The sequence below is a fragment of the Bradyrhizobium sp. CCBAU 11386 genome (assembly GCF_028128955.1).
Lineage (GTDB): Bacteria > Pseudomonadota > Alphaproteobacteria > Rhizobiales > Xanthobacteraceae > Bradyrhizobium.
Genome location: NZ_LBKA01000252.1, coordinates 1 through 13011, shown reverse-complemented (window position 1 = coordinate 13011; position 13011 = coordinate 1). Strand labels below are relative to the sequence as shown.

The 13011-nt window shown below is 65.9% G+C and carries 14 protein-coding genes; 4 read left to right on the top strand and 10 right to left on the bottom strand.

Annotated elements, in window-relative coordinates; translation table 11 throughout:
- Positions 1–202: 202 nt before the first annotated feature.
- From XI09_RS33770 to fliI, 6 genes are all read right to left on the bottom strand, one after another.
- Positions 203–1423 carry an NAD(P)/FAD-dependent oxidoreductase gene (locus XI09_RS33770; protein WP_271570721.1) on the bottom strand — a complete coding sequence of 407 codons (1221 nt, stop codon included), beginning with the start codon at positions 1421–1423 and terminating at the stop codon, positions 203–205.
- Positions 1424–1538: 115 nt separating this feature from the next.
- Positions 1539–2498: a helix-turn-helix transcriptional regulator gene (locus XI09_RS33765; RefSeq protein ID WP_271570720.1), complete on the bottom strand. Its 960-nt coding sequence runs from the start codon at positions 2496–2498 to the stop codon at positions 1539–1541.
- 300 nt (positions 2499–2798) lie between these two features.
- Positions 2799–3866, bottom strand: a complete 1068-nt coding sequence (locus XI09_RS33760) for an anti-sigma factor (RefSeq protein ID WP_271570719.1) — start codon at positions 3864–3866, stop codon at positions 2799–2801.
- 52 nt (positions 3867–3918) lie between these two features.
- On the bottom strand, positions 3919–4464 hold the full coding sequence (locus XI09_RS33755) for a sigma-70 family RNA polymerase sigma factor (RefSeq protein ID WP_027549540.1): 546 nt from the start codon (positions 4462–4464) through the stop codon (positions 3919–3921).
- Between the two features lie 318 nt (positions 4465–4782).
- Positions 4783–5202 (bottom strand): flagellar export protein FliJ, encoded by a 420-nt coding sequence (gene fliJ / locus XI09_RS33750; RefSeq protein ID WP_011084990.1) that lies wholly within the window; start codon positions 5200–5202, stop codon positions 4783–4785.
- A gap of 121 nt (positions 5203–5323) precedes the next feature.
- Positions 5324–6649 (bottom strand): flagellar protein export ATPase FliI, encoded by a 1326-nt coding sequence (fliI, locus tag XI09_RS33745; protein WP_271570718.1) that lies wholly within the window; start codon positions 6647–6649, stop codon positions 5324–5326.
- Between the two features lie 449 nt (positions 6650–7098).
- Between fliI and ctrA the strand changes: the two genes are divergently transcribed.
- From ctrA to XI09_RS33725, 4 genes are all read left to right on the top strand, one after another.
- Entirely contained in the window at positions 7099–7800 is a 702-nt protein-coding gene (gene ctrA, locus XI09_RS33740; RefSeq protein WP_008138878.1) for a response regulator transcription factor CtrA, read from the top strand.
- Positions 7801–7969: 169 nt separating this feature from the next.
- The gene (locus tag XI09_RS33735; protein ID WP_271570717.1) at positions 7970–8374 is read left to right on the top strand and encodes a DUF350 domain-containing protein; all 405 of its coding nucleotides are present in this window, start codon (positions 7970–7972) and stop codon (positions 8372–8374) included.
- Position 8375: 1 nt separating this feature from the next.
- Positions 8376–8765, top strand: coding sequence for a hypothetical protein (locus XI09_RS33730; RefSeq protein ID WP_271570716.1), 390 nt, complete (start codon positions 8376–8378; stop codon positions 8763–8765).
- A gap of 3 nt (positions 8766–8768) precedes the next feature.
- Complete coding sequence (locus XI09_RS33725) at positions 8769–9929, top strand: glutathionylspermidine synthase family protein (RefSeq protein ID WP_271570715.1); 1161 nt, start codon at positions 8769–8771, stop codon at positions 9927–9929.
- Between the two features lie 163 nt (positions 9930–10092).
- On the opposite strand, the gene XI09_RS33720 is transcribed toward XI09_RS33725, so the two are convergent.
- The 4 genes from XI09_RS33720 to XI09_RS33705 all read right to left on the bottom strand — a co-directional run.
- A complete protein-coding gene (locus XI09_RS33720; RefSeq protein ID WP_271570714.1) occupies positions 10093–10965 on the bottom strand; it encodes a CheR family methyltransferase in 873 nt (290 codons plus the stop codon).
- Entirely contained in the window at positions 10962–12164 is a 1203-nt protein-coding gene (locus tag XI09_RS33715) for a protein-glutamate methylesterase/protein-glutamine glutaminase (RefSeq protein WP_271570713.1), read from the bottom strand. Before XI09_RS33715 ends, XI09_RS33720 begins: the two co-directional genes overlap by 4 nt.
- Before the next feature lie 75 nt (positions 12165–12239).
- Positions 12240–12605 carry a response regulator gene (locus XI09_RS33710; protein ID WP_007600538.1) on the bottom strand — a complete coding sequence of 122 codons (366 nt, stop codon included), beginning with the start codon at positions 12603–12605 and terminating at the stop codon, positions 12240–12242.
- Between the two features lie 73 nt (positions 12606–12678).
- A partial coding sequence (locus XI09_RS33705; RefSeq protein WP_271570712.1) for a chemotaxis protein CheW occupies positions 12679–13011 on the bottom strand: 333 nt, incomplete at its 5' end.

The following is a 13011-nucleotide window of genomic DNA, read 5'->3' as shown; positions in this document are numbered from 1 at the left end:
ATGTAGACGACCCCAACCCCAAGTCGACTACAGAAAGCGCCCGCCCCCCACGGGCGCTTTCTCACGTCTGGGGCTTCGTCATTGCGAGCGCAGCGAAGCAATCCAGTCTGTCGCCGCGGAAAGATTCTGGATTGCTTCGCTGCGCTCGCAATGACGGAGCAAGTGGCACGGCCGCGATCCTCCAACCAGCCCCGATCAAATTCTACCGCACCCCATAAGTCGGCGGCGGCGCCTGCACGGTCGGCGCGGCAGCGGCGAAGAGCTCGTCCTTGCTCCCGCTGAGCGGCGGATAGATGCGCTTGCGGTTGATGGTCTGCTTCGTCGCCTTCGCGGCCGCGCCGGCGGCGCGGACCTCGCGATCCCACCCCTCCGTATAGAGCGCGCCCCAGCTGCCGAGATCGAGCACGGTGACGTACCAGTCGATCCGCAGCGGCAACATCGGCAGGCGCAGGAGATCGGCCACGACATTGTGGCCGGCGAAGCGGCCCATGGGGCGGGCGAACTGGCAGGACATCACGGTCGGATGCAGTCCGTCGACCACGCTGGAGGCGACGTCGCCGGCCGCGAACACGCCACGCAGATCAGCAACCCGCATGAACGGATCGACCAGAAGGCGCCCGAGGCGATCGCGCGCGCCCGGAAAGCTCGCGGCCAGCCGGCTCGCGCGTAGCCCGGCACACCAGATCACCGTCTGGGCCGGGATGAATTCGCCCGAGCTCAGGTGCATGCCGGCCGCCTCGACCGATGCGACACGCGCACCGAGGCGCGTCTCGATATCGAGCGACGACAACGCCGTCTCGATGACGGGACGCGCATGCGCGCCGATGGTGGCGCCGACCGTCGGATTGGGATCGACCAGGATGATGCGGCGGCTGCCGGTGATCCCGGCACGCGCCAGCCGGTCCGGCATCTCGGCCGCGACCTCGATGCCGGTAAAGCCGGCGCCGACCACCACGACCGTCGAACGCCCCGGCGACGGCGCGCTGCGCCCGAGCGAGACGAGATGATCCTCGAGGCGCAGGGCCGCAATGTAGGTGTCGACGTCGAAGGCGTGGTCCGCAAGGCCCGGAATGTCCGGACGCATCACCTCGCTGCCGAGCGCGAGCACCAGCCGGTCGTAGCCCAGGGTCTCCTCGCCGTCGCTCGTGACCAGCGAGATCTCGTGCCGTGCCGGATCGATGGCTTCAACCTCGCCGAGGCCGTGAGTGACGCCGATCGGATCGAGCAATTGCCCCAGCGGAAGCGCGACCTCGCTGAGGTCGAGCTCGTAGTTACGCACCCGGATGTTGTGGTAGGGATTGCGGTCGACGATGCGGATCTCGATGTCGCGGCCGGCAGCGCCGATCTCGTCGCGCTTGCGCGCAGCACCGATGGCCGCCCACAGGCCTGCAAACCCGGCGCCGAGCACGACGATACGCGCCATGTCCGCCTACTGTACTTTCCAACGGAATCCTGCGGTCTGCCCGCGCAGGCAGGTATAGCTCAATCCCCCCTGCCGACCAACCGTGTCGGCGCGCGCCGCTGCACAAAATCCCGGCTCACGCCTCGCGCAGTTCCGACGGCGTCGCACCAAAGCGCTTGCGGAAGGCGCGGTTGAAATAGGACAGGTCCGAGAAGCCCGAGGAATGCGCGATGTCGCTGATCTTGCGCGTCCTCGCGCGGGGATCGCCGAGCAGCTTGCGCGCCAGCAACAGGCGCTGCTCCAGCACGAATTCGGTGAAGGTGGTGCCGGCCTGCTCGAACAGGCGCTGCGCCTGGCGCGGGCTCAGGCCCGAGCGCGTCGCAACTTCCGACAGGCAGAGATCGTTGCGGCCGAGTGCGGCCATCACGTCGGCGCGCATGAGATCGAGACGGGCCGCCGCCTGCCCGCGGCCGCGCGCGAGGCTTGCGTGCTCGGCATCGGTCCCGAGCAGGAGGCCGACGAGATCGACCACGTGCTGCGCGGTCAGGCGCTGGCCGACGGCGTCGAGATGCGGGCCGTGATTGGCGGCGAGCGCATGGTAGCGGAAGATGGTTTCGGCGACCGCACCGTCGCAGAGCACTTGCGACAGCTTCTCCTCGGCACGCGGATTGATGTCGAGCAGCGCGCGGCGCGGCATGCGGATGCTGGTGAAGCGATTTTCGTCGGTGTGGCCGACGGTGCCGGTGACGCCCATGTCGACGAGCACCATCTGCGCCGGCGCGAGCTCGACGGTGTGGCCGTTCTGGCCGACGCGGACGAGGCCCGCATGTGCCGCGATCAGGACGAGATCGTCGCTGCCGTCGGCAAGGTGGCTCTGGTTACGTGAATATTGCGCGGAAGCGCCTTCGGGAATGGCCAGCGCGATATTGTCGACCACGCTGATCTGGAGCCGGCAATCGATGCTGTCGCCATGGCTCGGCCCGATGTCGAGACCGCAGGCCCCGAAGGCCCGATCGCGCCAATGTTCGAAGGCCGCGCCTTGCGGCAGGCCCGCATATTGGTGAACGAAGATGCCCGGCGTTTTCGCTGCATCCATTTGATTTCTCGCCCCTCTCCGGCACCATGATCGGCGGCGCCGACTGCAAATTCCGGGCATTTGACGCCGCCAATTGCGGAGAGGTTCAAATCGGGGCTGGATTTGGCCGGGATTGTCGGAATGCGACGACGGGATGGACCGGGGCGACAAAGTTACGCGCCCTCGCGCCAAACCCGTCCCGGTCATACCCCGCGCAGGCGGGGTATCCAGTACGCCGCGGCTCATCAGTTCATCACAGCCGTCACGGAGTACTGGATCGCCCGCCTTCGCGGGCGATGACGGCTTGCGCTCGGACGCAGACTACTTCTTCGCGGGCGCTTGCGGCTGGGACGGCGGCACGGTCTCGATCAGCTTGCCGGTAAAGACCGGCGCCGAGGTCGGCTGGCCGCTGGGCGAGCCGCCGGCCTGCTCGACGGTGACGGCGTAGGTCGCGCCGTTGACGACGTCGGCATCGTAGGAGGCGAGCAGCGGACGCGCGGTGAAGTCGCCGCCGCCGATCACGCCGAGCGAGCGCGGGCGCGGCAGCTTGTCGGAGATCAGCCAGAGCTCGAAGCTCTTGCCGGGCTCCGGCGTTGCGCCGACCTTGCGCACGGTGAAATTCCGCGTCGCGCCGTCGATGGTGAGGATGAAGGCCGGGCCGCCGGCCGGGCCCTGCAACAGCGCGACATATTGCGAAGACGCCGCGAGCGGCGCCGGTGCCTTCACCTCGACCGTCTGGATGCGCGGTGCGGGACGCAAGCCGCCGGGCAGCGCATCAGGCAGGAAGATCTGAAGCGACAGCGTCACCAGCAGCGCTGCCGCAAGCGCGCCGACGGCAGATGCGATCGAGCGCCAGCGCTTCACGCGGCGCTCGAGCCGGATCACATTGGTGTTGTCCACGACCGGCGCCGGCGGCGCATGCACCACCTCCGGATCGGGCGCGTGGACCTGCGGCATGAAGATCGGCGCGACATCGGGAAGCGCATCGGACGGCGGTCGCGGGGTTTCGGGCTCGGCGGCTTCGGAAAGCTGCGGCTCCGGTTGCGCCGTGCGGTCCGATGACGTTTCCGGCGTGACAGCTTCGAACGAGGAAGTCTCCGGTACAGGTGGTGATGGCGGCGGCGGCGAGGCTTCGGACAGCGCGGGGGGCTCCTGCGCGAAACCCGTCCGCGCGAGCTCGGACCTGATGTTCTCCCACACGATCGGACGCGGCTCGATCGTGCCGACCATCTGGTTCAGGACGCCGAGCCGGTAGGCCCAGGCCTGCACGATTTCGGCGAACGCCTTGTCCACCGCCATCATGGTCTCGACCTGCGCGCGCTCGTCGGCGTCGAGGGTGCCGAGCGCATATTCCGCGGCGAGCGCGATATGGTCCTCCGTGTAGGCCATCACTTGCAGTCCAGAACCACCCTCAAAGCATAAACCCTCATAATCCAAACCTTCATAGTCCGAGGCACTCGCGGATATCCAACATACTGCGTCGCAGCCACGTCTTCACCGTGTTGACGGGCGCGGCGAATTTCTCCGCCAATTGCTCGCGGCTCCAGCCGTTGTAATAGGCGAGAAGCACGAGCCTCTGACGGTCCGGCTCGAGCCGGCCGATACATTCCAGGAGCCGCTTCAGCTCCTCGGTCATCTCCCGGCGCGCCAGCGGATCGGGACTGTCGGCTGCGACCTCCATCGCCTGAGGCTCTTCCTCGATGGAGACTTCCGACTTCTTGCGCACGATATCGATCGCACGGTTGCGCGCGATCGACGCCATCCACGTGATCGGCGACGACAGGGCCGGATTGAACTGGCCGGCGTTGTTCCAGATCTTGACGTAGGTCTCCTGAATGACTTCCTCTGCGATATCCTGCCGGCGCAAGATACGCAGCACGACGCCATAGAGTTTCGCGCGCGTGGCGACGTAAAGGCGCTCGAACGCGGCCTGATCGCCTTTCGCCACCGCCTCAATCAGCCCGACCAGCTCTGCTGGCGTCAGCATTCAGCCCCCCAACGCGCGGCCCATCGCTTCTCTCTTCACCTCTCCCCGACGGGGAGAGGTCGATTTGCGCAGCAAATCGGGTGAGGGGGCTCGGGGCTAACGGGAGACCGTAACCCCTCACCCGGCGCTCCGCGCCGACCTCTCCCAAAGGGAGAGGTGGACACCTCCGCCGCCGGCACCGCTTTCATCCCGCTACCATAGCGCGCAGCAAAGCCCACCACCAAGGGGCGTGGCGCCGCGCTGTGGACAGCGCATACGAAAACCCGGACCTTGCGGGTCCGGGTTCTGCAAATTTTCGGCGGTCTGGCTGCTAGCGCCTCAGGCGACGGCGCCGATGCGGGCCCGCATCAGGCCGATGCTGTCGAGGTCGGCCTGCTCGCGGGCGTTTTCCTCGGCGCGTTCGCGGGCCTGATCGCGCTCGTCGAGGAGCTCGACCTTCTTCAGCTCCTCGAAGGCCTCGGCCAGCGCGGCCTTGGCCTCGTCGAGCTGGCCCTTGAGCTCGTCGGCCGAGCGGGTCAGGTTCTCACGGCGCTGGATCGCGGCCTTGGCATAGGTTGGATAGGCGAAGTGCGAGGGATCGTTGATCCCGGCACGCTCCTGCTCGGTCTGGATCTCGCGTTCGAGATCGACCGACATCCGCTGGAAGTCGGCGATCATGGTCTCGATCTGGGTGACCCGGCGGCGCTTCTCGTCGACCTGAAACTTCTTCAGGCGGATGAGGGTATCACGTGACTTCATCGACTCGTACTCCCCAGAAGTCCCCTGGCTGCACGTGGGACAACACCGGTCTCCCCACTGGCCCAATTGGGGCCAAGACCGGCTCTGCTACTCTGTGAGAGCGGATGATGACCTGACAAAGTTAGCGTTCCGTTTCCAAATTACCGAGGATTTGCGCCAACTGGCGATAGCCGTCCGCCAGCGAGGCATTTTCGTCCTTGCGCTGGCGCAGGAAGGCTTCCAGGGGCTCGTGCAGGCGGATCGCCTCGTCGACCTCGGGGCTGGAGCCGGCCCGGTAGGCGCCCAGCCGGATCAATTCCTCCATGTCGGCATAGGTCGCCATCACCGCCCGCGCCTTCTGGATGGTCGGCCAGAACTGCGGATCGGCCGATTTCGGCATGGTGCGGGAGACGGATTTGAGGATGTTGATAGCGGGGTAGCGGCCGCGCTCGGCGATCGAGCGCTGCATCACGATGTGTCCGTCGAGGATGCCGCGGACGGCATCAGCGATCGGCTCGTTGTGGTCGTCGCCGTCGACCAGCACCGTGAAGATCGCGGTGATCGCGCCCTCGCCCAGGCCCGGCCCGGCACGCTCCAGCAGCTTCGGCAGCTCGGTGAACACGGTCGGCGTATAGCCCTTGGCGGTCGGCGGCTCGCCGGCGGACAGACCGATCTCGCGCTGGGCCATGGCGAAGCGCGTCACGGAGTCCATCAGACAAAGGACGTCCTTGTCCTCGTCGCGAAAATATTCGGCGACCGCGAGCGTCAGATACGCCGCCTGGCGGCGCATCAGCGCCGGCTCGTCGGAGGTGGCGACCACCACGACGGAGCGCGCCAGGCCCTCCTCGCCGAGATCGTCCTGCAAGAATTCCTGAACCTCGCGGCCGCGTTCGCCGATCAGCCCGATGACGCTGACGGCCGCGTCCACGTTGCGCGCCAGCATCGACAGCAGCACCGATTTGCCGACGCCGGAGCCCGCGAAGATGCCCATGCGCTGGCCGCGGCAGCAGGTGAGAAAGGTGTTCATCGCACGCACGCCGAGATCGAGCGGCGCTCCGACGCGCTTGCGCGAATGCGCCGGCGGCGGCGTATTGCGGAACGGCATCGGCGAGGACCCCTGCGGCAACGGCCCCTTGCCGTCGATCGGCTCGCCCAGCGCGTTGACGACGCGGCCGAGCCAGGCCGCCGAGGGTCGCACCTGATTGGCGGCATTGGCGATGACCGCCTTGCAGCCGCGACGCACGCCGTCGAGCCCGGCGAACGGCATCACGACAGCATTGTTGCCGGAGAAGCCGATCACCTCGCAGGGGATGGACCGGTTGGCGCCGGTCTCGATCACGAGCCGCGCGCCGACCGACATCGCATGGATCGGGCCGGCCACCTCGACCATCAGGCCGCGCACACCGACCACACGGCCATAGATATTGATGCCGTCGATATCGCCGATCTGTTCGGCCAGAGCCTTCATAGGAGGGCCTTCATCAGGGGGCGCGCCTTCATAAGAGGGCCTTCATAAGGTGGTCATCTTCGTGATCCCCGGGCCTTCACGGGGAAACTCTTAAGTTTCGCCATATTTCTGAATGGCGCTTAACTTGGTGTTTACCCGCATCGTTAATCATTGCGTCACTGTCTTTGTGACTGAGCGTGACTCCCCTTCAGAAGAAGGCTGAGTCGCGGGAGTCGGTTAGGCCCGTCTCTTAAAGTGGAACTTGAACGGATCGGGGTAACGAAAGCTGCTTCCTGCGCAAGACCTTAGGGCGATTCGACAAAAATTGCACCGGGGGGACTTGCGTTCCAGAATCAGGATTTGTTAACCATCTGTTGTCAGGATCCGAATCAGTTGTTCAAAGGCGTTTTGTTGAGTGCCGCGAATGCGGCCGACCTGACGCCCAGGAGCGGCGACTATGGGGAACTGGCATGCGCGTTTTGCTGATTGAAGATGACAGCGCCGTCGCGCAGTCGATCGAGCTGATGCTGAAGTCTGAGAGCTTCAACGTCTACACGACCGATTTGGGGGAAGAAGGCGTCGATCTCGGTAAATTATACGATTACGACATTATCCTTCTCGACCTCAACCTGCCTGACATGTCGGGCTACGACGTGCTCAAGCAACTCCGGGTCTCCAAGATCAAGACCCCGATTCTGATCCTCTCCGGTCTCGCCGGCATCGAGGACAAGGTCAAGGGTCTCGGCGTCGGCGCCGACGACTACATGACCAAGCCCTTCCACAAGGACGAGCTGGTGGCCCGCATCCACGCGATCGTGCGCCGCTCCAAGGGCCATGCCCAGTCGGTCATCCAGACCGGCGACCTCGTCGTCAACCTCGACACCAAGACGGTCGAAGTCGGCGGCCAGCGCGTGCATCTGACCGGCAAGGAATACCAGATGCTGGAGCTGCTCAGCTTGCGCAAGGGCACGACCCTCACCAAGGAAATGTTCCTCAACCACCTCTATGGCGGCATGGACGAGCCCGAGCTGAAGATCATCGACGTCTTCATCTGCAAGCTCCGCAAGAAGCTCGCCAACGCCTCCGAAGGCCGCAACTTCATCGAGACCGTGTGGGGCCGCGGCTACGTGCTGCGCGAGCCGCACGAGCACGAAGAGCGCATCCCCGCCTGATCCTGGGTTTACGTCGCGAGCCGCAGGGCTCGCTCCTCCCAGCCTGGACCCCGCCGCAAATGGCGGGGTTTTGTTTTTTGGGGGACACGAACGCGGCTTCATCGCCCTCCTGCCGTTGAACCGCTATCCTTCCCCCGCCGACGAATGGTCGCTGCACGATGGGGGAACGATGATCCTGCAATCACTCGCCGGCCTGCCCGCCTTCCTGGCCTATTTCTGCACCGGGCTGATCGCGATCGTGGCGTATCTGTTCGTCTACACCCGCATCACCCCGTACAACGAGTTCCAGCTCATCCGCGACAACGAGCCGGCCGCGGCGATCTCGCTCGGCCTCAGCCTGCTCGGCTTCGTGGCACCGCTGGTCAGCGCCATCGCGCATTCGGCCAACGTGCTGGACTGCCTGATCTGGGCGGTGATCGCCCTGATCGTCCAGGTCATCGTGTTCTTTCTCGTGAAGGTCCCGGTGCCGAACCTGTCGACGCGGATCGCCGCCGGCGAGCTTGCCCCGGCGATCTGGCTCGGGCTGTCCTCGCTCGCAGCCGGCCTGTTGAACGCCGCCTGCATGATCTACTGACATGGCCGACAAACCCTCCAGCAAGGAGTTCGGCAAGCGCCGGCCGGTGCCGCCGCCACCGCGGGAGCCGGTGAAGCGCTCCGGCCATGTCGCCCTCCTGGTGATGGGCACGATCGCGGTCGGCACCACCGCCTACACGCTGATGCCGCGGCAGAATTGCGAACCGCCGCCTGCCGGAACGGAAGCGGCGGCGCAGACGAGCACCACGTGCAGCAGCAGAAGCAGCTCCTCCGGCGGCAGCGGCGGCTCGGGCTCATCGTCGCGATCGAGTTTCTTCAGCAGCGACTCCTCGAGCCACTCCTCGTCGGGAACGTCATCTGACTCAGGCTCGGGTAGCGTGAGCCGCGGTGGCTTCGGCTCGTTTGGCCACGGCTTCTCGGGCGGGGGCTGATCCATGCGGCGCATCACCTGCCTCGAACGCGACGACTGGCGAGAGACCGCAGCGCAATGCGGCTTCGTCTTCCACACCAACGGCGGCGACCGCTATTGGGACGAGCGCGCCTATTACGCGTTCACGCTCGACGAGATCGAGCGCGGCATCGAGACGGCGACCGGCGAGATCGACGCGATGTGCCTGGAGCTCGCCGGCCGCGTCATCGGCGACGAGCGCCATCTGCGGCGCCTGAAGATTCCGCAAGCGTTCTGGGATCTGATCAGAGCGAGCTGGCAGCGCGACGACCGCAGCCTCTACGGCCGGCTCGATCTGAAATTCGACGGCCATGGTCCGGCGAAATTGCTCGAATACAACGCGGACACGCCGACCTCGATCTTCGAGGCCGCCGTATTCCAATGGACCTGGCTCGAGCAGGCGATCGAACGCCGCATCATCCCGGGGCGCGCCGACCAGTTCAACTCCATCCACGAGCGGCTGATCGAAGCCTGGAAGGAGATTGCCGCAGGCCGCCATGTCCATCTCACCGGTACCACCGGCAACGAGGAGGACGCGGGCACGCTGGCCTATCTCGAGGACACCGCGCGCCAGGCGGGGCTATCGACCACGCTGCTCGACATTGAAGCGATCGGCTGGCGCGACGAGGCCGGCGGCTTCGTCGATCTCGATAACAGCGACATCGCACTCGCCTTCAAGCTCTATCCCTGGGAATGGATGTTTCACGACGCCTTCGGCGCAAAGCTTGACGGCGCGCCGACGCGCTGGATCGAGCCGCCGTGGAAGGCGGTGCTCTCCAACAAGGGCATCCTGCCGCTGCTCTGGGAGATGTTTCCGAACCATCCCAATCTGCTGCCCGCCTTCTTCGAGGACGACGCGCGCGCAGCCGAACTCGGCAGCTCCTATGTGCGCAAGCCGCTGCTGTCGCGCGAAGGCGCCAACGTCACGCTGGTGTCCGGCGGAATGCCGCTCGACGAGCATGCAGGTCCTTATGGTGCAGAAGGCTTCGTGCGGCAGGCGCTCTCGCCACTGCCGAACTTCTCGGGCTTCTATCCGGTGATCGGAAGCTGGCTGGTGAACCACGAACCCTGCGGCCTGTCGATCCGCGAAGACGAGAGTGCGATCACCGGCAACGGCTCGCGGTTTCTGCCGCATGCGATTTTGTGAGGCCTCTGTCATTCCGGGGCGCGACAAAGTCGCGAGCCCGGAATCCATAGCCACAGGCAGATCGAACGGCCCCACGTCCAACCACCTGCCTATTTCGATGGCCTGTGGTTATGGATTCCGGGCTCGGCGCTCACGCGCCGCCCCGGAATGACGAGAATGGGCCTCACCTTGCCGCAGCGACCTTCAGCGGCTGCGGCATCAATCCGCCCATGGGGCGGCCGGAGCGCGCCAGGTTGAGCTGATAGAGACCGCGGCGTTCGGTGACGGGACGGAAAGCGTCGGTGATGCCGACGACGGATTCGGCAGCGCCAAGCAGCAGCGTGCCGTCGGCTTCCAGCCCCTTCGCCATGCGCTCGAAGATCACCGCCTTGGTGTCCTGGTCGAAATAGATCAGCACGTTGCGGCAGAAGATCACGTCGAACGTGCCGAGATGGGAGAAGTCCTGCAACAGATTGAGCTGGCGGAACTGCACCATGGCGCGAATGTCGGCATTGAGCTGCCAGAGCTCGCCAACTTGCGTGAAGTACTTCATCAGGTGCTGGATCGGCAGGCCGCGCTGCACCTCGAACTGGCTGTAGACGCCGGCCCTGGATTTCTCCAGCACCTCCTGCGACAGGTCGGTGGCGACGATCTCGATGCGCCAGCCGGCCAGGGCCGCGCCCATCTCCTTCAGGCACATCGCGATCGAATAGGGCTCCTGCCCCGTCGACGACGCCGCCGACCAGATGCGCAGCGATTTGCGCGCCGCGCGCGCCTGGATCAGGCCAGGCAGGATGGTCTCACGCAGATGATCAAACGGGATCTTGTCGCGGTAGAAGAAGGTCTCGTTGGTGGTCATCGCTTCGACCACATCGGTCGCAAGCCGGCCGTCACCGTTCCTGATCTTCAGCACGAGATCGGGGATGCCTGATAGACTCGCCTTGCGGGCGAGCGGCAGCAGCCGGCTCTCGACCAGATACTGCTTGTCGGCGGAGAGATCGAGGCCGGAGCGCTCTTTCAGGAACTTGCGCAGATACTCGTAGTCGACCGGCGTCACGAGCGATCTCCCGCGAACAGGCGGTTGACCTTGGCACCGATCTGGTTGAGCGGCAGGATCGCCGCGCAGATGCCGGCATGGGCGGCCGCGCCCGGCATGCCCCAGACGACGCTGGAGGCTTCATCCTGCGCGATCACGCTGCCGCCGGCTGCAACGATGTCCTTGCCGCCGCGCATGCCGTCCGAGCCCATGCCCGTCAGGATCACGGAGAGAATGGCGCCGTGCCAGATGTCGATGGCGGAGGTGAAGAGCGGATCGACCGCGGGCTTGCAGAAATTGACGGCGGGGCCGTCGTCGAGCGCGATCGCGACGTCCGCACCGCTGCGCACGACGCGCATGTGCTTGCCGCCGGGCGCGAGATAGATCCGTCCCGGCTTCACCGGCTCGCCGTCGACCGCCTCGGCTGCAGGCCGGCGGCTCGAACGCGCCAGATGCTCGGCAAGAATGGTGGTGAAGGTCGGCGGCATGTGCTGGGTGATCAGCACCGGGAAGCGGTCGATCACCGGGCCGAGCTCGGTGACGAGGGCCATCAGCGCCTGCGGACCGCCGGTCGAGGAGCCGATCAGCAGCACCTTGGGTGCCTGGGTCGAGAACGGGCGCGTGGACAACGCCCCCGACGACGGCGCGAGTGCGGGCGCGGCGGGCCGCGCGACAGCCGGTGCACGTGCAGCCGGCGCGGGGCTTGCACTCGCGCTTGGGCTCGCAGGCGCCAGCGGCGGGCTCGCAACCGCGGACTTCCGGCGCAGCCGTGCTCCGAGGTGACGGATCTTCTGGATCAGGTCGTGATGGAAGGTGTCCGCGGCCGATGCCTCGCGCGTCGATTCCGGTTTCGGAATGTAGTCGGCCGCGCCGAGCGACAGCGCCTTGAAGCTGATCTCCGCGTTGCGGCGCGTCAGCGTCGAGGCCATGATGATGACGAGATCACGCTTCTTCGCCAGCAATTGCGGCAGCGCCGAGATGCCGTCGAGCTCGGGCATTTCGATGTCGAGCACGGCAACGTCGGGATTGATGCGTTCGAGCTGGTTGACCGCCTCGAGCCCGGTACGCAGCGAGGCAGCGACCTCCATGTCGTGCTCGGCGCCGACCCAGCGCGAGATCAGACCGCGGATGACGACGGAGTCATCGACGATCATCACCCGCAGCGGCCCCGCTTCGCGCGACGAACCCGTGGTCGAATTACCTGCGAACGCAACACTCATTACTCACCAACTCAGACTGAAACGGATCAGTTGAAAACAAACGCCGAAGGAGCCGTTCAGCCTCCGGACGGTCGCTCAGATCAGGCCGACTTCCTGGAACTTCGCCGTCACGATGTCCTTGTCGAAGGGCTTCATGATGTACTCGTTGGCGCCGGCATGAAGCGCACGCGCGATGTGCGCAACGTCGTTCTCGGTGGTGCAGAACACCACCTTGGGCTGGTCGCCGCCGGGCATGCGCCTGAGATGGCCGAGGAACTCGTAGCCGTCCATGACGGGCATGTTCCAGTCCAGCAACACCGCGTCGGGCAAGCCGCGCTTGCAGGCCTCCAGCGCCTTCTCACCGTCCTCGGCTTCGAGGATCTGGAAGTCGAGGCCCTCCAGGATCCGGCGCGCAACCTTGCGGATGACGCTGGAATCATCAACGACGAGACAAGTTCGCATGTGAACCTCTGCTTCCTGTCCCCTTTGCGGGGACACTTCCAATTGCAAGTCCGTCGGCGGCGATGCCGCCGTATCAGGCCGCCATCATCTCGGGCGCGAGCTCGAGGACGCGATCGACGTCGAGGACGACCATGAGCTGGCCGTCGAGGCGGTGGACGCCGCCGGCGAGCTTGGCCATGCGGGGGTCGAGGTTGACGGGGTTCTCTTCCTTGCCGTCCTCGGGCAGGCGCAGCACCTCGCCGATCTGGTCGATCAGCAGGCCATAGGATTCGCCGCGCAGGTCGACACCGACCGCCATCGGCACCTTGCCGTCCTCGGGCCTGGGCAGGCCGAGACGGGCGCGCATGTCGACCACGGTGACGATGCGGCCGCGCAGGTTGAGGACGCCCGCGATCTCGCGCGAGGA